Genomic DNA, 21,011 nt, shown 5'->3' on the forward strand with positions numbered 1-21,011 from the left:
TTTAATGGCGAATTTTTTCATCGATCGCCCCATTTTTGCCTGGGTGCTTGCAATCCTGTTGTGTCTGACGGGTGTCCTGGCGATTACGTCCCTTCCTGTTGAGCAATACCCTGACCTCGCGCCCCCCAACGTGCGTATCACGGCGAACTACCCTGGCGCCTCGGCACAGACGCTGGAAAATACCGTCACCCAGGTTATCGAGCAGAACATGACGGGTCTCGATAACCTGATGTACATGTCCTCACAGAGCAGCGCCACGGGCCAGGCGACGGTAACCCTGAGCTTTACGGCGGGCACGGATCCGGATGAAGCGGTGCAGCAGGTGCAAAACCAGCTGCAATCGGCCCTGCGTAAACTGCCTCAGGCGGTGCAGAACCAGGGGGTGACCGTGCGTAAAACCGGTGACACCAATATTTTGACCATCGCGTTTGTTTCAACCGATGGCTCAATGGATAAGCAGGACATCGCGGACTACGTCGCCAGTAATATTCAGGACCCGCTCAGCCGTATCAACGGCGTGGGTGATATCGACGCCTACGGCTCGCAGTACTCCATGCGTATCTGGCTGGATCCCAACAAGCTGAACAGCGTGCAGATGACCGCCAAAGATGTCACCGACGCTATCGAATCGCAGAACGCCCAGATTGCCGTGGGGCAGCTCGGCGGTACCCCGTCCGTGGATAACCAGGCGCTTAACGCCACCATCAACTCCCAGTCGCTGCTCCAGACACCTGAACAGTTCCGCAATATCACGCTACGCGTGAATCAGGACGGTTCGGAAGTGCGTCTGGGGGATGTCGCCACCGTGGAAATGGGGGCGGAAAAATATGACTACCTGAGCCGCTTCAACGGTAATGCCGCGTCCGGGCTGGGGGTGAAACTGGCCTCCGGTGCCAACGAAATGGCGACCGCGCAGCGGGTGCTAGAGCGTCTGGATGAGCTGTCGCATTTCTTCCCGCACGGACTGGAGTACAAAGTCGCCTACGAAACCACCTCGTTCGTAAAGGCCTCCATCGAAGATGTGGTGAAAACCCTGCTCGAAGCTATCGCGCTGGTGTTCCTCGTGATGTACCTGTTCCTGCAAAACTTCCGCGCTACGCTGATCCCCACTATTGCGGTGCCGGTGGTGCTGCTGGGTACCTTTGCGGTGCTGTATGCCTTCGGTTACAGCATCAACACCCTGACCATGTTCGCCATGGTGCTGGCCATCGGTCTGCTGGTGGATGATGCCATCGTGGTGGTGGAAAACGTTGAGCGCATCATGAGCGAGGAAGGGCTTTCGCCCCGCGAGGCCACGCGCAAATCGATGGGACAGATTCAGGGCGCGCTGGTCGGTATCGCCATGGTGCTGTCGGCGGTATTTATCCCGATGGCGTTTTTTGGCGGCACCACGGGCGCGATTTATCGCCAGTTCTCGATCACCATCGTTTCTGCAATGGTGCTCTCCGTACTGGTGGCGATGATCCTTACCCCTGCCCTGTGCGCGACGCTGCTGAAACCGCTGCATAAGGGCGAACACCACGGTCAAAAAGGCTTCTTCGGCTGGTTTAACCGCATGTTTAACCGCAATGCGGCGCGCTATGAAGCGGGCGTGGGTAAAGTTCTGCACCGCAGCGTACGCTGGATGGTGGTTTATGTTCTGCTGCTCGGCGGCATGGTCTTCCTGTTCCTGCGGCTGCCAACCTCGTTCCTGCCGCTGGAAGATCGCGGCATGTTTATCACCTCCGTACAGTTACCCAGCGGCTCGACCCAGCAGCAGACCCTGAAAGTGGTGCAGAAGGTTGAGAACTACTTCCATACTCAGGAGAAAGATAACGTGGTCTCCGTCTTCTCCACCGTCGGCTCTGGCCCTGGCGGTAACGGGCAGAACGTGGCGCGTATGTTTGTGCGCCTGAAAGACTGGGACCAGCGCGACAGCGATACCGGCTCCTCCTTTGCCATCATTGAACGTGCAACCAAAGCGTTCAACAAAATCAAGGAAGCGCGCGTTTTCGCCAGCAGCCCGCCCGCCATCAGCGGCCTGGGCAGCTCAGCCGGGTTTGATATGGAGCTTCAGGATCACGCTGGTGCCGGGCATGACGCGTTGATGGCTGCTCGCGACAAGCTGCTGGAGCTGGCCGGGAAAGATCCGCAGCTTACCCGCGTTCGTCATAACGGTCTGGATGACAGCCCTCAGCTACAGGTGGATATTGACCAGCGTAAAGCGCAGGCGCTGGGCGTCTCCATCGACGACATTAACGACACCCTGCAAACGGCATGGGGCTCAAGCTACGTGAATGACTTTATGGATCGCGGCCGCGTGAAGAAGGTCTACGTTCAGTCTGCCGCCAAATACCGCATGCTGCCGGACGATATCAACCGCTGGTATGTGCGCAATAACACCGGCGGCATGGTGCCGTTCTCGGCGTTTGCGACGTCACGCTGGGAGACCGGTTCACCGCGTCTGGAGCGTTACAACGGCTATTCGGCGCTGGAGATTGTCGGTGAAGCCGCGCCGGGCGTCAGTACCGGTACCGCAATGGATATAATGGAAAAACTGGTTCAGCAGTTACCGACCGGCTTTGGCCTGGAGTGGACGGCGATGTCCTACCAGGAACGGCTTTCCGGCGCTCAGGCGCCTGCCTTGTATGCCCTTTCGCTGCTGGTGGTGTTCCTCTGTCTGGCGGCGCTGTATGAAAGCTGGTCAGTGCCGTTCTCGGTGATGCTGGTGGTGCCTCTCGGGGTCATCGGAGCGCTGCTGGCAACCTGGATGCGCGGCCTGGAAAATGATGTCTATTTCCAGGTCGGACTCCTCACCGTAATCGGATTGTCGGCGAAAAACGCCATTCTGATCGTCGAATTTGCCAATGAGATGAATGCCAAAGGTCACGAACTGATGGCCGCCACGCTGCACGCCTGTCGTCAGCGCCTGCGTCCGATCCTGATGACTTCTCTGGCGTTTGTGTTTGGCGTCCTGCCGATGGCCACCAGCTCCGGCGCAGGCTCCAGCAGCCAGCACGCGGTGGGAACGGGCGTTATGGGGGGAATGATTTCGGCGACGATTCTGGCTATCTATTTCGTACCGCTGTTCTTTGTGCTGGTACGCCGTCGTTTCCCGCTGAAGGATAAGCCGGAATAACACGTTGAAATAAAAAAGGCGGCTTTACAGGCCGCCTTTTTATTGTGTGATTCTTTCACACTATGGTTATTTTAGTTAATTAAGTGCTCTTGCATTTCTTACCGGAAATTCATTTACGAAGCATGCCTTCGATAAAATCTTTCCAGTTCCCCAGTTCACGTTCAATCATAACAACCTCTCTTATTATTATGTGCATTCTACGAAAACGTATCATCATTGTGAAGCCACTTTAACCGATTGCTGTGATTGAACCCCGCTGTGCTGGTAGGTTTAGGATCACTATGAGCGTTGTCGGGTAAATTTTATGTGACCTACAGCAATATTTTGAAATAGTCGGAAAAATGACAGCATTTTTAATTTCCCCCTGAGTTTATTGGCAATTTAAACAGGGTGGACAACTATGCTTAAAAGATGAAAGACTATTCAGCTTACAGCTGTTCGTTGAATTATGGAGAATTGTAAATCCCGAAAAATTCCGAATGTGTTATATTCCACTTAAGGATATATCTTCGAAAATATTGAACATTTAACCCACAAAAGAACAAAAGGATTCACTATGGTTGTGATGTACGGCATTAAGAATTGCGACACGATTAAAAAAGCCCGCCGCTGGCTGGAAGCACACAACATCGACTATCGCTTCCACGATTACCGTGCCGACGGGCTTGACCCCGCGTTTCTCCATTCCGCCATCAACGAACTGGGATGGGAAGCGCTACTGAATACACGCGGGACCACCTGGCGAAAACTGGATGAATCTCTCCGGGCCACGATCAACGACGCCGACAGCGCAGCCAAACTGATGCTTGAAATGCCGGCAATCATCAAACGCCCATTGCTCTGCAAGCCAGGTCAGCCTATGCTGCTGGGTTTCAGTGAAACCCTTTATTCAGATTTATTCGTTGAGGTGTAGTCTATGTCATGCCCGGTCATTGAGCTGACTCAGCAGCTTATTCGCCGTCCTTCCCTTAGCCCGGACGACGCAGGTTGTCAGGCATTAATGATTGAGCGCCTGCGTGCCATCGGTTTTACCGTGGAGCACATGGATTTTGGCGATACGCAGAACTTCTGGGCATGGCGCGGTCAGGGAGAGACGCTGGCATTTGCCGGACATACTGACGTAGTTCCCGCAGGCGACGCAGACCGCTGGATCAACCCGCCTTTTGAGCCGACCATCCGCGACGGCATGCTTTTCGGACGCGGCGCTGCGGACATGAAAGGTTCTCTGGCTGCGATGGTCGTGGCGGCAGAGCGTTTCGTCGCCCAGCATCCGAACCATAAAAACCGTCTTGCGTTTTTGATTACCTCCGATGAAGAAGCCAGCGCCCACAACGGCACCGTGAAGGTCGTTGAGGCGCTGATGGCGCGCAATGAACGTCTGGACTACTGTCTGGTGGGCGAACCGTCCAGCACCGAAGTGGTTGGCGATGTGGTGAAAAATGGCCGCCGTGGATCCCTGACCTGTAATTTGACTATTCATGGCGTGCAGGGCCACGTTGCCTATCCGCACCTGGCGGATAACCCGGTACACCGCGCCGCGCCGATGCTGAACGAACTGGTAGGCATTGAATGGGATAAAGGCAACGAATTTTTCCCGCCAACCAGCATGCAGATAGCCAACATCAAGGCTGGCACCGGCAGCAACAACGTCATTCCCGGCGATCTCTTCGTCCAGTTTAACTTCCGCTTCAGCACCGAACTGACCGACGAGATGATCAAAGCGCGCGTGATTGCGCTGCTCGAGAAATATCAGCTGCGCTATACCCTCGACTGGTGGCTGTCTGGCCAGCCGTTCCTGACGCAGCGCGGTAAACTGGTGGATGCGGTGGTGAACGCCATTGCGCACTATAATGAAATTAAGCCACAACTGCTGACAACGGGCGGCACGTCTGACGGACGCTTTATCGCCCGCATGGGCGCACAGGTTGTCGAACTGGGTCCGGTTAACGCGACGATTCACAAAATCAATGAATGCGTGAACGCTGCCGATTTACAACTGCTGGCCCGCATGTATCAACGTATTATGGAGCAGCTCGTCGCCTGACGGGTGCTTAAAGAGGATTAGCGAATGGACTGGCTTTCAAAGTACTGGTGGATTCTGGTGTTGGTATTTCTGGTAGGCGTGCTGCTTAACGTGATTAAAGATCTCAAGCGCGTTGACCACAAAAAGTTCCTTGCCAACAAACCGGATCTTCCGCCGCACCGTGATTTTAACGACAAGTGGGACGATGAAGACGACTGGCCGAAGAAGGACCAGAAGAAGTAATCGCTCTGTTTCCCCTCTCCCTAAAGAGAGGGGGACACCTCACATAAACTCGACGATATCATCGTCATTCGGCTTACCGCCGCTGAGCGCTTCATCAAAGTAGTGCTTCGGTACGGTATAACGCAGATGATCGAGCGCGAACTGCATGCTGCGATCGTCAATGGCATGCCCCAGATCGTCTACGATATCCAGCGTCACATCTCCGCCCTCGCGCATCAGCGTCTCCTGGGCAGCAACCGCATGCGAAAGCTCAATTACCCGGTCTTCCCCCCCATGAATGAGATGGATCGTGGTCTGCGTGGTCGCGCTTTGCGGTAACGTCGCAAAACGCCCGTTAAAGGCAATCACGCGGGACACCAGTCCGGGCTGCGCTTTTACGCTTTCCAGCGACATGATTGAGCCCTGAGAGAAGCCAATCAGCGCCGTTGCGTCGGCGCCTACGCCGCTCTGCTGCTGCCAGTAACGCACGGTATCGATAAAGGCTGGCATAGCGGCATCAATACGCGCCTGACGATTCTCCTCCGTCACGCCCTCGACGGAAAACCACTGCCGCCCGTCCGGACCGCACGGCTCCACGCCGCCGATGCTGACGATCAGCGCGTGTGGGAAAACGGGTGCAAACCAGCTGCCAATTTGTCCCATATTGACGGCATTGTCGCCCACGCCATGAAACAGAAGCAGGAGCTGTTTAGCAGGTGTATCCGGGCTTTGCACAACATAATGGTCATGTTTCATGGCGATCTCCTTAATTGATAAGCAGGATTTTACGCCTCTGCGGGGTAATGACCATGCCACTTTACTGAAGAACTCATTGAAAAAATTGCCATTGCAAAATGTCGGCTTTCAGCTGCTGGCTACGGGAGTAATCAAGCCTTTCAAGCGCGTGAGCGGTTTCCTCGCGTAGCTTCGCCAGCAACGCTTTGCGCCCGAAATCGTGCATATTCCCTTCCATTTTCCCCCGCAGTGCCGGGAGCGGCATGTCCACGGCTAACAACAACCGCGTCAGCGCCGCAACCGAAGTTGAAAACGCCCGGTGAGCAAAGGCAAACCCCGCCAGCTCCAGCCAGTCGTCACTATTAAGGGTAGCTTCCCATGCATCCGTCACCGGGATCTTTTCGCCATTCCAGGCCGACAGGACGCGCATATCACGACATAACCGCTGATGCGCCTGTTCGCAGAGCTGATGCCCCGCCTCGCTCAGCGGCAGCAACGCCATCGCCGTATAGCACCCGCTGCTGGCTTCCCGGTGGCTGCCCATTCGCACCAGCACAAACCCGCACTGCCGCCAGAAACGCCACAGCTCGTCGGTATAGCCAAAGCTGACCGAGAGATAATCTTCTCCGCTGGCACTGCGGATCAGCCGCTGGCCGATGCCTTCCCGCTGGCGATGGGGATGAACCGCAATGCGGCTGACGCGTCGGCCTTTCAGCGTCGCCGCGAGCGGCGAGCCGCCGTGCGCTGCCAGCGACTGCGCCACCAGATTTCCACGCGGCCGACGAAAGCCCGCCCAGACTGCGCGGCTAAGTTCAGGGGGTAATCCCCCCTCCTCCACCAGCCAGAGCGCGCCCGCGATCTCCGCGCCCGCCTGAGCAATAGCAAAGTGCTGGCCGGGGGCGTCCATCATCCGGCGTAAATCGAGGGGTGACGTCCGGTAGTGCGCGGCGCAAAGCAGTTCATACACGCCTGCCCCGCGCGTCGGATCGCTCTCCCACATCCCGGGCTCCAGCGACGTTAAACGTACCTCGCCTTCCGGTTTGCGATCGATAAGCGCATCGTCGAACAGCAGCGCGTTCGCCACTATCCGCTCAAGGGGACATCCGGCAGCCCAGCGAACAGGCGTGGATAAGGTATAACGCCGCAGCCCGCTAAACCGGGCGCAGAACTTCAGCAGGAATCCCCTGCCCGTGCCTTCATAACCCTGCACCGTGGTGGTCAGCAACACGCGGGGAAAGCGCGACGCCAGCTTCTCCAGCAGCGGGCCGGGGATGGCGGCCGCCTCATCGACAATCAGCCAGTCAGCTTCTGTTGTGGAGGCCAGCAGCGCATCCGGGGCCATAAAGTGAAAATGTTCCCCGGCGAAACGCGCGATGACATCCGTCGCCCCTTTTGCCGGTGCCGTCACGACTGCACTCCCCTGAATGCCGTTGAGCAACATGCCCGCCAGGGCGGACTTTCCGCGTCCGCGCGGTGCCGTCACGGCGGCCACGCCCGCAGGCATGGTCAGAAGAGCGTCGAGGATCTCAGCTTGCTCGCGCTGCGGTTCACCGCTGGCAGGCTGCCAGGCGGGTAAATCTGACGTAACGGGAAGGCACAGAGGACGATGTTGATGCCAGACGATGGCATCTGAATCGGCGGCAAGCGTCCGGCAAAAGTGGTGAACAAAGTGCGGGGTGGCGATCGGCTCGGCGCTGTCGCTCCAGCGTAGAGAATCCGCGTCGGGCCTGTTAGCCCAGACGGAGAACGGCGGCACCAGCAGCATCAGAAGGCTTCCGGCGCGCAGGGTCCCGCTGAGGGCGGCGAAGGCCGAGACGTCAAACCCGCGACGCGCGTCAAAAACGGCGTGCAGGTATTCACGTCCCAGCAGGCCGCTGATGGTCTTAGAGGGGTTTACCTCCAGCCACAGCCAGTCTCCTGGTAACGTATCGCGCAGAATGGTCGCCTGGCTCAACGTCCACGCTTCATCGCCGCTGAGCACCACCAGCCGGCGGTGCCCGGTACGCTGAAGCTGGTTGACCAGCTGTTCAAACCCCAACATCACATAGCTTTGCCGAAGGTATTACACTGCGACGGGTTGCCGCTGTCGAAGCCACGCTTAAACCAACTGTAGCGCTGCTCTGAGGTGCCATGGGTAAAGCTGTCCGGCACAACGCGCCCCTGGCTCTGCTGCTGCAAGCGATCGTCACCAATCGCCTGTGCGGCATTCAGGGCCTCTTCCAGATCGCCTGTTTCCAGCACGCCCTGCTGCTGCATGCTGTGTCCCCAGACGCCAGCGAAGCAGTCGGCCTGAAGCTCCATGCGTACGGACAGACGATTCACCTCCGCCTGAGAAGCATTCTGCTGCATCTGACGCACTTTAGGCTCAATGCCGAGGAGCTTCTGCACGTGGTGGCCGACTTCATGCGCGATCACGTAGCCCTGGGCAAAATCGCCGTCGGCGCCCAGCTTGCTTTTCATGTCGTCATAGAAGGAGAGATCGATATAGACGGTGCTGTCCGCCGGGCAGTAGAACGGCCCCATAACGGACTGCCCGGTGCCGCAGCCGGTGCGGGTTGCGCCCCGGTACATCACCAGTTTTGGCGGCTGATAAGTCCGCCCCATTTTCTCGAACTGCTGACCCCAGGTATCTTCGGTCGTCGCGAGAATAACGGAAGTAAATTTCGCCGCTTCATCTTCATTCGGGCTGATGGAGCGCTGAGAATACTGCTGCTGTTGCCCGGTTTCACCGGTCATCAAACCGGTCAGGTCGACGCCGTAGTAGCCCGCCACCAGCACGACGACCAGCAGAATAATGCCGCCCTTGCCGCTGGGTAACCGGAAACCTGGCCCGCCCATAGACGGACCACCGCCACCACTGCTGCGTCTGTCTTCTACGTTGTCACTTTCACGACGCCCTTGCCAGCGCATAAACACCTCGAACTATTCCATTTATAATAGCTATGATCGTAGGCGGTTAATGAAAGGATTACCATAGTAAACAAGGATAAGACGCCAAAGGATGCCAACATCCTTTGGCAAATGCGCAGTTTAGTCGAGCTTAACGCCTAAACGGTGAGCAACCGCTTCGTACGCTTCGACCACGCCACCCAGACTCTGGCGGAAACGGTCTTTGTCCATTTTATCCAGCGTCTCTTTGTCCCACAGGCGGCTGCCGTCCGGCGAGAATTCGTCGCCCAGCACCACTTCACCCTTGTACAGACCGAACTCCAGCTTGAAGTCGACCAGGATCAGGCCCGCGTCATCAAACAGCTTTTTCAGCACGTCATTGGCTTTGTAGGTCAGTTCCTGCATGCGCGCCAGGTTCTCTTTGCTTACCCAGCCGAAGGTTTCGCAGTAGGATTCGTTGACCATCGGGTCGTGCATGGCGTCGTTTTTCAGGAACAGATCGAACAGCGGTGGATTCAGTTCGATACCCTCTTCAATGCCCAGACGCTTCACCAGGGAGCCTGCGGCACGGTTACGGATCACGCACTCAACCGGCACCATATCCAGTTTTTTTACCAGACATTCCGTATCGGACAGCAACGCTTCCATCTGAGTCGGGATACCGGCTTCGGCCAGTTTGGTCATAATGAAGTGGTTGAACTTGTTGTTCACCATGCCCTTACGATCGAACTGCTCAATGCGTGCGCCGTCTCCTGCTGACGTATCATTGCGGAATTCGAGCACCAACAGATCCGGGTTTTCCGTGCTGTATACGGTTTTCGCTTTGCCACGATACAACTCAGCTTGCTTCTGCATCTTCATTACTCCTGGTGTGATGATTTGTATTCAAAACTGGCCATATTATGCCACGCACACGTTTGCGTAGCACGAAAATAAAAAGGGCTGGATTAACCAGCCCTCACTATTATTTGCTGAATGCGGCCTGGAAGGCAGCGACCAGCGCATCGTTCTGCGCCTGGGTCAGCGTGTGTCCTTTCGGATCGATAAATTGCAGGCTGCTGCGGTTATCGAGGTCGCCAACCTGGATTTTGTAGTCACCGGAAGGCAGCTGTGGATCGCTTGCCCCCAGCTCCTGCCAGGCGCTATCAGACAGCGGCTTATAGGTCGCTGTGATGCTGCCCGTTGAACGGGTGCTGTCGGTCACCTTCATGCCCACTTTTTCAAGCGTTGCTGGCAGGCGCTGCCAGGTCTGATTAAACGGCGCACGCACCACCAGCATTGGCAGGCCGGTATCGTCTGCACCGCTCTGCACATCAAACGTTGAACCGTTACGGTTCTGCGCGGCGTTTGCGGCATCGGTAGCGTTCTTATCCAGACCAGCGGCAATCACGTTCAGCATTTCAGTGCTGTAGCGCTGCATGGCGGCCGGATCGGCAACCGGTTTACCTGCCTGCTCAAGATTCAACAGCTTGACGGTAACCGCCTGCTGATAACCCTGCGGCTTAACGGAGACTTGATAACGACCACGATACTGCTGGTCTTCATCGAGACGGTTCCACTCAATCCAGTCGGTGGTTAAAGTCTGGCTGGCGTCGTCGCGTTTATCAATCGTATAGTTTTTCGACTGAATAACGCTCACAACCTGCGGCCACAGCGTGGTACCGCGTGCGCTTTCCACCAGCAGAGAGGCCGTATCACCGGTAAACTGCGTGCGCGCGCCACTCACCAGCGCCAGAGGCTGAGCCGGCGGACGAATATCAAGCGCTTTACCCACCAGGCCACTGCCGTTGGTAACCGGAATATTATAATCACCGTTCTGGATCGGCAGGATCATGCCGGCAGGCGCGTGAAGTTCAGCAAGCGGCGGCGCATCCAGATAGGATTCATCACCGCTCACCTGGCGCTTGTAGCGCGAGTCTGAACTACAGGCAGCGAGGAGCATAACAAGCGAAACACCCGCAACCTTCGCCAGGCGCGACTTCTGTACTGAATAAGCCATCAAATCTCCCTAAACTTTACAGCAAACCGGCATGCTTCAGCGCGCCAGCGACAATTTCACGACCGTGGTCGGTAATCGGTGTCATTGGCAGACGCAGCGTGTCGGTTGCTACAAGCCCCAACTCCTTACATGCCCATTTCACTGGGATCGGATTGGGTTCGACAAATAATTTATTGTGCAACGGCATCAGACGCTGATTAATCACGCGAGCTTCATCAAAGTGACCGGCTGCGGCCAGTTTGCACATGTCAGCCATATCACGCGCCGCCACGTTCGCCGTAACGGAAATCACGCCATTACCACCGAGCTGCATAAAGTCCAGCGCGGTCGCATCATCACCGCTCAACAGGATAAAGTCGTCTGAAACCAGCTCTTTGATCTGATGAACGCGGCTTAAGTTCCCTGTCGCCTCTTTAATCCCGATAATATTTTTTACTTTCGAGAGACGGCCAACGGTTTCCGGCAGCATATCGCAACCGGTACGGGACGGCACATTATACAGAATTTGTGGCAAGTCAGTATGTTCAGCGATGGCTTTGAAATGCTGGAACAAACCTTCCTGAGTAGGACGGTTGTAATAAGGGGTCACCGTCAGGCAGCCGACAATGCCGCTGTCGTTAAAACGCTGAGTCAGGCTAATCGCTTCTGCCGTTGCGTTTGCGCCCGTACCCGCGATGACCGGAATACGCCCGTCCGCCAGTTCCAGGGTCAGCATCACAACGTCGCCGTGCTCTTCGTGGCTCAGCGTAGCGGATTCACCGGTAGTCCCTACCGAAACGATCGCCGAGGTTCCATTGGCGACATGGTAATCAATGAGCTTCTTCATGCTTGACCGGCAGACATTACCTTTTTCATCCATCGGTGTAACAAGCGCGACAATACTTCCCGTGAACATGAGCCATCCTCTGTGCGAACAAGAGCCTCAATGTTACGTTTGGAACTGTAATAAAAGCAAGCGACCTGAGGCTCTCAGGCGGTTGTATGCATGTTTTTTTTATGCTTTCCTTAGGAAGACTTAACCACGCAAAGGAAGAACAGGTTTGACAACCTCATCACAACATTACCTGGTTATCACTGCGCTGGGTGCTGACAGGCCGGGTATCGTGAATACCATCACTCGCCACGTGAGCAGCTGCGGCTGCAACATCGAAGATAGCCGGCTGGCTATGCTTGGCGAAGAGTTCACGTTCATCATGCTGCTTTCCGGAACATGGAATGCCATTACCCTCATTGAATCTACCCTGCCGCTGAAAGGCGCAGAGCTGGATTTACTGATTGTGATGAAGCGCACCACCGCGCGCCCGCGTCCGGCTCTGCCTGCCACGGTCTGGGTACAGGTTGAAGTGCCTGATTCACCTCATCTGATTGAACGTTTTACGGCGCTGTTTGACAGCCATCAGATGAACATTGCCGAACTGGTTTCCCGCACGCAGCCGGGCGATGAAAACGCAATCCCGACGCTGTTTATTCAAATTACCGCACACAGCCCTGCCTCGCAGGATGCGTCAAATATCGAGCAAGCGTTCAAAGCCCTCTGTACAGAATTACATGCGCAAGGCAGTATAAGCGTCGTCGATTATTCGCAGCACGAACAGGATGGAGTTGAGTAATGAACCCACTGAAAGCCGGTGATATCGCACCGAAATTTAGCTTACCGGATCAAGACGGCGAGCAAGTAAATTTGACCGACTTCCAGGGACAGCGTGTTCTGGTCTATTTCTACCCGAAAGCCATGACCCCGGGCTGTACCGTACAGGCCTGCGGTCTACGCGACAACATGGATGAGTTGAAAAAGGTCGGTGTGGAAGTGCTGGGCATCAGCACCGATAAGCCAGAGAAGCTGTCACGCTTTGCGGAAAAAGAGCTGCTGAACTTCACGCTGCTTTCCGATGAAGACCACCAGGTTTGCGAGCAGTTTGGCGTCTGGGGTGAGAAGTCCTTTATGGGCAAAACGTACGACGGTATTCACCGCATCAGCTTCCTGATTGACGCTGACGGTAAAGTTGAGCACGTGTTTGATGATTTCAAAACCAGCAACCACCACGACGTAGTGTTGAAGTGGCTGAAAGAGAACGCGTGATAATTTTAGTGCCGGGTGGCGCTGCGCTTACCCGGCCTACAAGGTAAATGCAAAACGGTAGCATGCGCTACCGTTTTTAGTGTTTGCCCCCTCTCCCCGCGGGAGAGGGTTGGGGTGAGGGCATCAGCCCGCACTAAATCTACTTCTCTTCCACCGCTGGCACATCCGGCCACGCGTGGACCACGGCTTTAATCAGCGTCGCCAGCGGAATGGCGAAGAATACCCCCCAGAATCCCCACAGCCCGCCGAAAATCACCACTGAAAGGATAATCACCAGCGGATGCAGGTTAACTGCTTCTGAGAACAGCACCGGTACCAGCAGGTTCCCGTCCAGTCCCTGAATAATCAGGTATACGGCGAAACAGCTCCAGAACTCCGTACCCAAACCAAACTGGAACAGCGCCACCCCCACAACCGGAATGGTCACCACAAACGCGCCGATATACGGGATCAGAACCGAGAATCCGACCAGCACCGCCAGCAGCAGCGAGTAGTTCAGTCCGAAGATCACGAAGCCAATCCAGGTCGCCACGCCCACCACAATCATCTCCAGCACTTTGCCGCGAATGTAGTTGGTGATCTGCTGGTTCATCTCCTGCCAGACCTGACCGGCGAGACCGCGATTGCGCGGCAGCACACGGCGTACCGCGTTCAGCATCTGCTCTTTATCTTTGACCAGGAAAAACACCATTAGCGGCACGAGAACAAGGTAAACCGCCAGCGTCAGCAGGCCGACCAGCGAGGCCAGAGAGTATTTCACCACCGAATCACCCATGGTCATGATGCGGGCGCGCATGTTTTCGGCCATCGCATCGATGATCCCGGCGTCCATCAGCGCAGGATAGCGGCGCGGCAGCGTGGCGGCAAAATCAGACAGTTTATTCAGCATGCCGGGCATATCGCGGATCAGGTAGATCCCCTGTTGCCAGGCGATGGGCATCACCACGAAGGACATCAGCAGCAGAATGCCGACAAACAGCACCAGAACAATGCTGGTCGCCCAGCGGCGGGAACAGCCGATATGTTCCAGACGCGCGGTGGGCCACTCCAGCAGATACGCCAGCACAATTGCCACCAGTAGCGGTGCCAGCAGGCCACTAAAGAAGAACAGGATACCGAATCCGGCAACCAGAATGACCAGCAAAGCAATGGCTTCCGGGTCGCTAAACCGACGCCGATACCACTGCATTAACATTTCGAGCATACAACCCTTCCCTGAATCGAATGGCGGGAGTGAGACGGTGAATTGTATCTAACTGTCACAAAAAAGACTTTCCTTTTTGTTTCACTGTCAGGTTTCGCAAAACCCTGATGAATGGGATTTTCTTCATCTCTTAACACGGCTACACTCGCAGAGCAGCGGAGATGAACGTTATGCGGGTTCATCGGTCAAATTAGCACATCCAACATACAGGACAGTGGTTATGTTCAGGCAGTTGAGAAAAACACTGGTTGCGACACTGATTGCCGCCGTGACGGTGGGTCAGGTGTTGCCCGCTTTCGCTGACTCGTCCGATTCATTGCCGGACATGGGCACCACGGCAGGAAGCACGCTCTCCATCGGGCAGGAGATGCAGATGGGTGATTATTACGTACGCCAGTTGCGCGGCAGTGCTCCGCTGATTAACGACCCTTTGCTGGTGCAATACATTAACGGCCTGGGGATGCGTCTGGTGGCGCACGCCGACTCGGTAAAAACGCCCTTCCACTTCTATTTAATCAATAACGACGAAATCAACGCCTTCGCCTTCTTTGGCGGGAACGTGGTACTGCATTCGGCGTTGTTCCGTTATTCCGATAACGAAAGCCAGCTGGCGTCCGTCATGGCGCACGAAATTTCGCACGTCACCCAGCGCCATCTGGCGCGTGCGATGGAAGATCAGAAGCGTAACGCCCCGCTAACCTGGGTGGGCGCGCTGGGCTCTATTCTGCTGGCGATGGCCAGCCCGCAGGCCGGGATGGCGGCGCTTACCGGGACGCTGGCGGGGACGCGTCAGGGGATGATCAGCTTTACCCAGCAGAATGAGCAGGAAGCAGACCGCATCGGCATTCAGGTTTTACAGCGTTCCGGCTTTGACCCGCAGGCCATGCCGAGCTTCCTGGAAAAGCTGCTCGACCAGGCACGCTACTCGTCGCGTCCCCCTGAAATTCTGTTGACCCACCCGCTGCCGGAAAGCCGCCTCTCGGATGCGCGTAACCGTGCCAACCAGATGCGTCCGGTCGTGGTGCAGTCTTCGCAGGATTTCTACATGGCCAAAGTGAGAACGCTTGGCATGTACAACTCCGGACGTAATCAGCTCACCAGCGATCTGCTGGACGCGCTGGCGAAAGGCAACGTGCGCGAGAAAAACGCGGCGCAGTATGGTCAGGCGCTCCAGGCGATGGAGGCCAGCAAATACGATGAAGCGCGAAAAGCGCTACAGCCGCTGCTGGCGGCGGCGCCTGACAATCCGTGGTATCTCGACCTCGCCACCGATATCGATCTGGGGCAGAAAAAAGCGACCGATGCGATTAATCGCCTGAAAGGGGCGAAAGATCTTCGTAACAATCCGGTATTGCAGCTTAACCTGGCGAACGCCTACCTACAGGGCGGCCAGCCCGGCGAGGCGGTGACCATTCTGAACCGCTACACCTTTAACAATAAAGATGACCAGAACGGCTGGGAGCTGCTCGCCCAGGCCCAAGGGCAACTGGGTAACCGCGATCAGGAGCTGGCCGCGCGTGCGGAAGGTCTGGCGCTGGCGGGTCGTCTCGATCAGGCCATTTCCCTGCTGAGCAGCGCCAGCTCGCAGGTGAAGCTTGGCAGCCTGCAACAGGCCCGCTACGATGCGCGAATCGACCAGCTGCGCGGCCTGCAACAACGCTTTAAGCCGTACGAGAAGATGTAATAAAGGAGAAGTCATGACAGACGCGGTAAAAATTTACCATAACCCTCGCCGCTCCAAGAGCCGAGACACCCTCAGCCTGCTGAAGTCTAACGGCATCGAACCGGAAGTGGTGCTGTACCTGGAGACGCCGCCGGACGCGCAGACTATCCGCCAGCTGCTGAAGATGCTGAACATGGGCAGCGCACGCGACCTGATGCGTCAGAAAGAAGATCTGTATAAGTCGCTCAATCTGAACGATACCAGTCTCACTGAAGATCGGCTGATTCAGGCGATGGTCGACAATCCAAAGCTGATTGAGCGCCCGATTGTAGTGGCAAATGGCAAGGCGCGTATCGGCCGTCCGCCGGAAGACGTGCTCGAGATCGTCTAATCGTTACGCCGCAGCGCTTCCAGAAACGCCTGCGGCGTACGCTCTCCCAGCTTTTTCTGCGCTTTTCCCCGGTTGTAAAACTCACACAATTGGATCAACAGCTCTCCCATCGGTTCACTGTTCACCCGCGGAATGATTTCGCGTAACGGCACGGTGACCTGAAGGGCGAGATAATACTGTGAATGCACTTTTACGGTGACGTTATGCTCCGGCAAGTTCACTTCCAGCCCAAAAGTCTCAACAGATTGAATATCAGCCGGACAGGCAGCCAGCACCTCGTTCGTCCAGCGGGTCAGCAACTGCGGCGATACGCCAGCATAAAGCCGGGCGTAACACCAGCCGCTGACGGGTTCACGCGCCCAGAGCAGGTGTTGCTCGCCACCGTCGTCCATATGCAGCGACAGCGGCTGATGATGCAGAAACAGCTTCTGCGGCATGATACCGGCCTTCAGCGCCTTTTTGCCCTGCAACGACGCCCCCTTTTGTTTTACCGAAGCTGGTTTGAGGTAGCGGTTCAGGGTCGCGCGGGAAACGGCGATCCCGAGTCCGTCATTCACCAGCAGCAGCAGTTCATCCAGCGGTGCCCCGGTGATATCCCGCAGGGCATTTATCAGTGCCGCCTGCTCTTGTCTCAGCGCTTTGTGTATCACTTTTGGCGTTGTGTGGTTATCCGAAACCTGGTCGCGGTTGCGCCAGCGCCTGACGGTGGTGACCGAGATCCCCAGCTCAACGGCAAGTTCCCTGTCGCTTTTATCTGACTGCTGAAGATAACGACGGATACGCGGTGTGGTGGTGGCGTTGGCATGCAGTTTGATTTCCATCGCGTCTCTCTCCGGAACTAATCTTATGAGATTTATATCAGAGCAGCGAATGCTTTGTGACCGATTTCACCTTTCGCTCGCCACGCTTCACTGATAATCCACAGACATAACATAAACAACACCTCTCAATCTTGTACGGAGTTCACAATGAACAATGTTCTGGGATTTCTTGAAGCAAAACTGATGCCGCTGGCGGCGAAAACGGCCCAGCAGCGTCATCTTGGGGCCATTCGCGGCGCCTACGTGTCATTCATGCCGTTTATCATCGTCGGCTCTATTCTGCTGGTGATCTCCTCCTTCCCGAATCAGGCCTATCAGCAGTTTATGTCTCAGGCCTTTGGTGAGAGCTGGAGTGCAATTATAGAGATCCCGTTTAACGCGGTGTTCTCAACCATGTCGCTGTTTATCAGCTTCCTGGTGGCCTACCGCCTGGCTGAGCATTATGGTGAGGACCGCATCTCCTGCGGCATCCTGGCGCTGGTCGCGTTTCTGATCCTGACGCCCTTTATCAAAGTGGCGGAAAACGGCGGCATTACCGTGATGCCGGTGGAGTGGATTGGCAGCAAAGGGCTGTTCGTGGCGATGATCGGTTCCCTGCTGTGGACGGAACTGTTCTGCTGGCTGAAGCGCAAAAAGCTGGTCATCAAAATGCCGGACGGCGTGCCTCCGGCGGTGCAGGAGTCATTCGCGGCCCTGATCCCGGCCCTGCTGGTAATGATTCTGGTGCTGCTTATCCGCATCATCTTTGAAAACACCCACTACCACACCATCCACCAGTTTATTTATGAAGTGGTTGCCACCCCGGTACGCCACTACGGCACCTCTTATTTCGGGGCGCTGATGACCGTATTCAGCATCACCATTCTGTGGTCAGTGGGCATTAACTCCGGTTCGATGATCAACGGGATTATTCGCCCGCTGTGGATGGAGAACCAGACCGACAACATCGCCGCGATCCAGGCGGTAACGACGCCGCCGCACATCATCACCGAACAGTTTTTTGACATGATCTGGATGGGCGGCGCGGGCGCCACGCTGTCGCTGGTGATTGCGATGCTGATTTTCGCCCGCAGCAAAAACATGCGCGAAGTAGCGCGCCTCGGTGCGGGCGCGTCGGTGTTTAACATCAACGAACCGATCCTGTTTGGCCTGCCGGTGATCATGAACCCGATCATGCTCATCCCGTTCAATCTGGTGCCGCTGGTGCTGGTCACCGTGCAGTATGCGGCGATGAAAATTGGTGCGGTCGCCGTCACTACCGGGGTGTTTATCCCCTGGACGCTGCCGCCGGTTATCAGCGGCTTTATCGTCACCGGGCACCTGAGCGGCAGCGTGATGCAGCTGATCAACCTGCTGATTGGCGCCATGCTGTACCTGCCTTTCATGCGTATCCTGGATAAACAGTACCGCGCCGCGGAGCTGACTACCGCTACGCAAACCGACACCACCCTTGCAAAACAGGAGTAAAGCATGTGGGGAATTATCGCAACCTGGCGAATGGCGCTTGAAGGCGTCACGGAATCTGCGTCTGCGCTGGCTGCGGGCAAACCTGTCGCTCCGGCGGTGGTGGATGCCGTCGCCGCCGTCGAGGACTTTCCGTTTTATAAATCCGTCGGCTACGGCGGGCTGCCGACCGAGAACGGCGAGGTAGAGCTGGACGCGGCCTATATGGACGGCGACACGCTGGCGTTCGGCGCCGTGGGCAATCTGGTGGATATCGCCAACCCGGTACGCGTGGCGCACGCGCTCAGCCGCCAGCGCTATAACAGCCTGCTGGTCGGCCAGGGCGCGCGCGAATGGGCGCTGAGCCAGGGCTTTGCCGACAAAACCATGCTCACGGATCGCGCCATGCAACACTACCGTAAGCGCTGCCGCGAAACGCTGGATAAGGGGTTAAGCCCCTACGACGGACATGACACCGTCGGTATCATCGGCCTCGATAAACAGGGATCGATGAGCGTCGCCACTTCCACCAGCGGCCTGTTTATGAAAAAACGCGGTCGCCTCGGTGACTCACCCATCATCGGCTCCGGCTTTTACTGCGACAGCGAAACCGGCGCGGCCACCGCCACGGGCGTCGGTGAAGATCTGATGAAGGGCTGTACCAGCTACGAAATCGTTCGCCGGATGGCGCAAGGGATGACGCCGCAGCAGGCGGCGGATTCGGTGGTGTTCGAACTGGAAGACAAGCTGATGTCGCGCTTCGGTCGCGCGGGCGATGTCTCCGTGGTGTGCATGAACAGCAAAGGAGAATTTGGCGCCGCAACCAACATCAAAACCTTCTCGTTTGTGGTGGCGACGGCTCGCCAGCCCCTCACCGTTTTCCGTACTGAACGCCTGCGGGAGAAAACGCACTATCACGCGGTAGATGAGGAGTGGATGCAGGCCTATGCCGCGCGGATCCGCGCACCGATTGAGGAGTCATGATGATCACATACCAGTTTATCAACGCGCTTTCAGACGCGAAGCCGCAAAGCCATTTGATTGCGCGCGCTGACAGTTCCCTGTTACCGGATAGTGCTCTTATCGCTGAAATGCGCCAGCAGAGCACCGTCGCGGATGCGCGCTTTGGCTGCGCGCCGTTTGCCCGCATCACCCTGTTTCCGGATGCGCTCTGGCATGACGCCCTGACCGAAGGGTTGCTCACCGCCCTGCGACCGCTGCTTGCCGCCCCCGCCAGCGCCGAACTCGTGCTGGACGTGACGGATATTGACGATGTGGTGCTGGCGCAGGTACTGCGTTTTCTCTTTAATCAGGCGCACAGGCTCAGTGACCTGAAGCTGAAGAAGACGGACGAAGCGCTGCGTCTTACCTGCATCACTGCCCTCTGCTTGCCGGAACAGCAGGCGAAGCTGGAGACGACCTTCCGCCAGCAGCAGACCATTGCGCTCGGCATGGTTGCGGCGCGACGTCTGGCGGATATGCCGTCCGACCGCTGCACGCCGCAGTTTGTGGTGGAAGAGGCGCAAAAACTGTGTGCCGCCAGCCCTGCCCTGCGCTGCGAGGTGTTGGATGAAAAGCAAATTGTTGAGCAGGGGCTGGGGCTACTGCACGCCGTTGGCAAAGGGGCGAACTGCCCACCGCGTCTGCTCGCTATTCACTATAACGGCGTGTCTGATGGCCCGGTGCGCTGCTACGTGGGAAAAGGCATTACCTTTGACACCGGCGGCCTGTGGCTGAAGGAAGGCGCGGGCATGTACACCATGAAATATGACATGTGCGGCGCGGCTAACGTGCTCGGGCTGATGCTGACCGTTGCGGAGCTGAAATTACCCGTGCGCATCATGGGCGTGCTGGCGCTGGCGGAAAACGCCATCGGCCCCGACGCCATGCAGCCCGGCACGGTGGCGACGGCCTGCAACGGCACCACCGTTGAAATCAACAATACCGATGCCGAGGGCCGGCTGGTACTGGCAGACGCTATCGCCTGGGCGAGTCAGCGCCATCCGCAGGCGCACTATATCATTGATATGGCGACCTTAACCGGAGCGGTGGTGAAAGCGCTGGGGTATGAGCTGAGCGGGCTGATGACCCAGGATGAGCCGTTGCGTCAGGCACTGACGCTCGCGGGCAAACGAAGCGGCGACGAGGTGTGGTCCCTGCCGCTGGATGCGCGGCTGAGAAAGCAGACCGACAGCGCCATTGCCGATCTATGCAACACGCCGACCAACAATGCGGCGATCAGCGCCTCGGCGGCGTGGCTGCTGCATCACTTCTGCCCGCCGACCATTCCGTGGGCGCATCTGGATATCAGCGGGACGGCGCTGTGGCGTGAGAACGGCAGAAGCGTGGCATCGGGAAGACCGATTCCGCTGCTGGTGGAGCACTTGTTGGGGGATCTTTAGCCGGGTGGCGGCTGCGCCTTA

The 21,011-nt window shown here is 56.9% G+C and carries 20 protein-coding genes; 11 read left to right on the forward strand and 9 right to left on the reverse strand.

Going from position 1 to position 21,011, the window contains the following annotated elements; genetic code table 11:
* Positions 1–4: 4 nt before the first annotated feature.
* Complete coding sequence (gene acrD, locus KTH07_RS14070) at positions 5–3,118, forward strand: multidrug efflux RND transporter permease AcrD (protein WP_017383494.1); 3,114 nt, start codon at positions 5–7, stop codon at positions 3,116–3,118.
* 109 nt (positions 3,119–3,227) lie between these two features.
* Here acrD and ypfM read toward each other — a convergent pair whose 3' ends face one another.
* Entirely contained in the window at positions 3,228–3,287 is a 60-nt protein-coding gene (gene ypfM, locus KTH07_RS14075) for a protein YpfM (protein WP_015572204.1), read from the reverse strand.
* A 387-nt stretch (positions 3,288–3,674) separates the two neighbouring features.
* Here ypfM and KTH07_RS14080 point away from each other — a divergent pair, with 387 nt between their 5' ends.
* From KTH07_RS14080 to KTH07_RS14090, 3 genes are read left to right on the forward strand one after another with little or no spacing between them, the layout of a single operon-like run.
* Positions 3,675–4,031, forward strand: coding sequence for an ArsC family reductase (locus KTH07_RS14080; RefSeq protein WP_015572203.1), 357 nt, complete (start codon positions 3,675–3,677; stop codon positions 4,029–4,031).
* Between the two features lie 3 nt (positions 4,032–4,034).
* The gene (gene dapE / locus KTH07_RS14085; RefSeq protein ID WP_017383496.1) at positions 4,035–5,162 is read left to right on the forward strand and encodes a succinyl-diaminopimelate desuccinylase; all 1,128 of its coding nucleotides are present in this window, start codon (positions 4,035–4,037) and stop codon (positions 5,160–5,162) included.
* A gap of 24 nt (positions 5,163–5,186) precedes the next feature.
* A complete protein-coding gene (locus KTH07_RS14090) occupies positions 5,187–5,384 on the forward strand; it encodes a YpfN family protein (RefSeq protein WP_000383991.1) in 198 nt (65 codons plus the stop codon).
* A 39-nt stretch (positions 5,385–5,423) separates the two neighbouring features.
* Here the strand turns inward: KTH07_RS14090 and ypfH are convergent, their stop codons facing one another.
* The 6 genes from ypfH to dapA form a co-directional block, all read right to left on the reverse strand.
* The gene (gene ypfH, locus KTH07_RS14095) at positions 5,424–6,119 is read right to left on the reverse strand and encodes an esterase (protein WP_063162036.1); all 696 of its coding nucleotides are present in this window, start codon (positions 6,117–6,119) and stop codon (positions 5,424–5,426) included.
* A 73-nt stretch (positions 6,120–6,192) separates the two neighbouring features.
* The gene (locus tag KTH07_RS14100; RefSeq protein WP_032619285.1) at positions 6,193–8,139 is read right to left on the reverse strand and encodes a tRNA(Met) cytidine acetyltransferase TmcA; all 1,947 of its coding nucleotides are present in this window, start codon (positions 8,137–8,139) and stop codon (positions 6,193–6,195) included.
* Positions 8,139–9,008 carry a neutral zinc metallopeptidase gene (locus KTH07_RS14105; RefSeq protein WP_001303362.1) on the reverse strand — a complete coding sequence of 290 codons (870 nt, stop codon included), beginning with the start codon at positions 9,006–9,008 and terminating at the stop codon, positions 8,139–8,141. Before KTH07_RS14105 ends, KTH07_RS14100 begins: the two co-directional genes overlap by 1 nt.
* Positions 9,009–9,128: 120 nt before the next feature.
* On the reverse strand, positions 9,129–9,842 hold the full coding sequence (gene purC, locus KTH07_RS14110; RefSeq protein ID WP_001171626.1) for a phosphoribosylaminoimidazolesuccinocarboxamide synthase: 714 nt from the start codon (positions 9,840–9,842) through the stop codon (positions 9,129–9,131).
* 109 nt (positions 9,843–9,951) lie between these two features.
* Positions 9,952–10,986: an outer membrane protein assembly factor BamC gene (bamC, locus tag KTH07_RS14115; protein ID WP_006811481.1), complete on the reverse strand. Its 1,035-nt coding sequence runs from the start codon at positions 10,984–10,986 to the stop codon at positions 9,952–9,954.
* A 16-nt stretch (positions 10,987–11,002) separates the two neighbouring features.
* On the reverse strand, positions 11,003–11,881 hold the full coding sequence (dapA, locus tag KTH07_RS14120) for a 4-hydroxy-tetrahydrodipicolinate synthase (protein WP_003860542.1): 879 nt from the start codon (positions 11,879–11,881) through the stop codon (positions 11,003–11,005).
* A gap of 145 nt (positions 11,882–12,026) precedes the next feature.
* Between dapA and KTH07_RS14125 the strand changes: the two genes are divergently transcribed.
* Both KTH07_RS14125 and bcp read left to right on the forward strand, forming a co-directional pair.
* Positions 12,027–12,596, forward strand: coding sequence for a glycine cleavage system transcriptional repressor (locus KTH07_RS14125; protein WP_000213743.1), 570 nt, complete (start codon positions 12,027–12,029; stop codon positions 12,594–12,596).
* Entirely contained in the window at positions 12,596–13,066 is a 471-nt protein-coding gene (bcp, locus tag KTH07_RS14130; RefSeq protein ID WP_015572198.1) for a thioredoxin-dependent thiol peroxidase, read from the forward strand. Before KTH07_RS14125 ends, bcp begins: the two co-directional genes overlap by 1 nt.
* A gap of 139 nt (positions 13,067–13,205) precedes the next feature.
* Here the strand turns inward: bcp and KTH07_RS14135 are convergent, their stop codons facing one another.
* The gene (locus tag KTH07_RS14135; RefSeq protein ID WP_003860546.1) at positions 13,206–14,270 is read right to left on the reverse strand and encodes an AI-2E family transporter; all 1,065 of its coding nucleotides are present in this window, start codon (positions 14,268–14,270) and stop codon (positions 13,206–13,208) included.
* Positions 14,271–14,490: 220 nt separating this feature from the next.
* On the opposite strand from KTH07_RS14135, the gene bepA reads away from it, so the two are divergent.
* Positions 14,491–15,954, forward strand: coding sequence for a beta-barrel assembly-enhancing protease (gene bepA, locus KTH07_RS14140; RefSeq protein WP_015572197.1), 1,464 nt, complete (start codon positions 14,491–14,493; stop codon positions 15,952–15,954).
* A 13-nt stretch (positions 15,955–15,967) separates the two neighbouring features.
* Positions 15,968–16,324, forward strand: coding sequence for an arsenate reductase (glutaredoxin) (arsC, locus tag KTH07_RS14145; protein ID WP_032619282.1), 357 nt, complete (start codon positions 15,968–15,970; stop codon positions 16,322–16,324).
* Here the strand turns inward: arsC and KTH07_RS14150 are convergent.
* The gene (locus KTH07_RS14150) at positions 16,321–17,145 is read right to left on the reverse strand and encodes a homeodomain-like domain protein (protein WP_032619280.1); all 825 of its coding nucleotides are present in this window, start codon (positions 17,143–17,145) and stop codon (positions 16,321–16,323) included. The two genes, arsC and KTH07_RS14150, sit on opposite strands and share 4 nt — an antisense overlap.
* Before the next feature lie 147 nt (positions 17,146–17,292).
* Between KTH07_RS14150 and celB the strand changes: the two genes are divergently transcribed.
* From celB to KTH07_RS14165, 3 genes are read left to right on the forward strand one after another with little or no spacing between them, the layout of a single operon-like run.
* Positions 17,293–18,612 (forward strand): PTS cellobiose transporter subunit IIC, encoded by a 1,320-nt coding sequence (gene celB, locus KTH07_RS14155; protein ID WP_063162035.1) that lies wholly within the window; start codon positions 17,293–17,295, stop codon positions 18,610–18,612.
* Between the two features lie 3 nt (positions 18,613–18,615).
* On the forward strand, positions 18,616–19,572 hold the full coding sequence (locus tag KTH07_RS14160) for a N(4)-(beta-N-acetylglucosaminyl)-L-asparaginase (RefSeq protein ID WP_032619278.1): 957 nt from the start codon (positions 18,616–18,618) through the stop codon (positions 19,570–19,572).
* Entirely contained in the window at positions 19,572–20,990 is a 1,419-nt protein-coding gene (locus KTH07_RS14165) for a M17 family metallopeptidase (protein ID WP_032619276.1), read from the forward strand. Before KTH07_RS14160 ends, KTH07_RS14165 begins: the two co-directional genes overlap by 1 nt.
* Positions 20,991–21,011: the final 21 nt, after the last annotated feature.

The organism is Enterobacter cloacae complex sp. ECL72 (genome assembly GCF_019056635.1).
GTDB lineage: Bacteria > Pseudomonadota > Gammaproteobacteria > Enterobacterales > Enterobacteriaceae > Enterobacter > Enterobacter hormaechei_C.

What these genes read in the sequence shown, in the direction of transcription:
- KTH07_RS14135 (WP_003860546.1), bottom strand. Translation starts at nt 14,270, where the DNA reads ATGCTCGAAATGTTAATGCAGTGGTATCGGCGTCGGTTTAGCGACCCG.
- arsC (WP_032619282.1), top strand. Translation starts at nt 15,968, where the DNA reads ATGACAGACGCGGTAAAAATTTACCATAACCCTCGCCGCTCCAAGAGC.
- celB (WP_063162035.1), top strand. Translation starts at nt 17,293, where the DNA reads ATGAACAATGTTCTGGGATTTCTTGAAGCAAAACTGATGCCGCTGGCG.
- dapE (WP_017383496.1), top strand. Translation starts at nt 4,035, where the DNA reads ATGTCATGCCCGGTCATTGAGCTGACTCAGCAGCTTATTCGCCGTCCT.
- ypfH (WP_063162036.1), bottom strand. Translation starts at nt 6,119, where the DNA reads ATGAAACATGACCATTATGTTGTGCAAAGCCCGGATACACCTGCTAAA.
- KTH07_RS14150 (WP_032619280.1), bottom strand. Translation starts at nt 17,145, where the DNA reads ATGGAAATCAAACTGCATGCCAACGCCACCACCACACCGCGTATCCGT.
- KTH07_RS14080 (WP_015572203.1), top strand. Translation starts at nt 3,675, where the DNA reads ATGGTTGTGATGTACGGCATTAAGAATTGCGACACGATTAAAAAAGCC.
- KTH07_RS14100 (WP_032619285.1), bottom strand. Translation starts at nt 8,139, where the DNA reads ATGTTGGGGTTTGAACAGCTGGTCAACCAGCTTCAGCGTACCGGGCAC.
- purC (WP_001171626.1), bottom strand. Translation starts at nt 9,842, where the DNA reads ATGCAGAAGCAAGCTGAGTTGTATCGTGGCAAAGCGAAAACCGTATAC.
- dapA (WP_003860542.1), bottom strand. Translation starts at nt 11,881, where the DNA reads ATGTTCACGGGAAGTATTGTCGCGCTTGTTACACCGATGGATGAAAAA.
- bamC (WP_006811481.1), bottom strand. Translation starts at nt 10,986, where the DNA reads ATGGCTTATTCAGTACAGAAGTCGCGCCTGGCGAAGGTTGCGGGTGTT.
- acrD (WP_017383494.1), top strand. Translation starts at nt 5, where the DNA reads ATGGCGAATTTTTTCATCGATCGCCCCATTTTTGCCTGGGTGCTTGCA.
- bepA (WP_015572197.1), top strand. Translation starts at nt 14,491, where the DNA reads ATGTTCAGGCAGTTGAGAAAAACACTGGTTGCGACACTGATTGCCGCC.
- KTH07_RS14105 (WP_001303362.1), bottom strand. Translation starts at nt 9,008, where the DNA reads ATGCGCTGGCAAGGGCGTCGTGAAAGTGACAACGTAGAAGACAGACGC.
- KTH07_RS14165 (WP_032619276.1), top strand. Translation starts at nt 19,572, where the DNA reads ATGATCACATACCAGTTTATCAACGCGCTTTCAGACGCGAAGCCGCAA.
- KTH07_RS14160 (WP_032619278.1), top strand. Translation starts at nt 18,616, where the DNA reads ATGTGGGGAATTATCGCAACCTGGCGAATGGCGCTTGAAGGCGTCACG.
- KTH07_RS14090 (WP_000383991.1), top strand. Translation starts at nt 5,187, where the DNA reads ATGGACTGGCTTTCAAAGTACTGGTGGATTCTGGTGTTGGTATTTCTG.
- bcp (WP_015572198.1), top strand. Translation starts at nt 12,596, where the DNA reads ATGAACCCACTGAAAGCCGGTGATATCGCACCGAAATTTAGCTTACCG.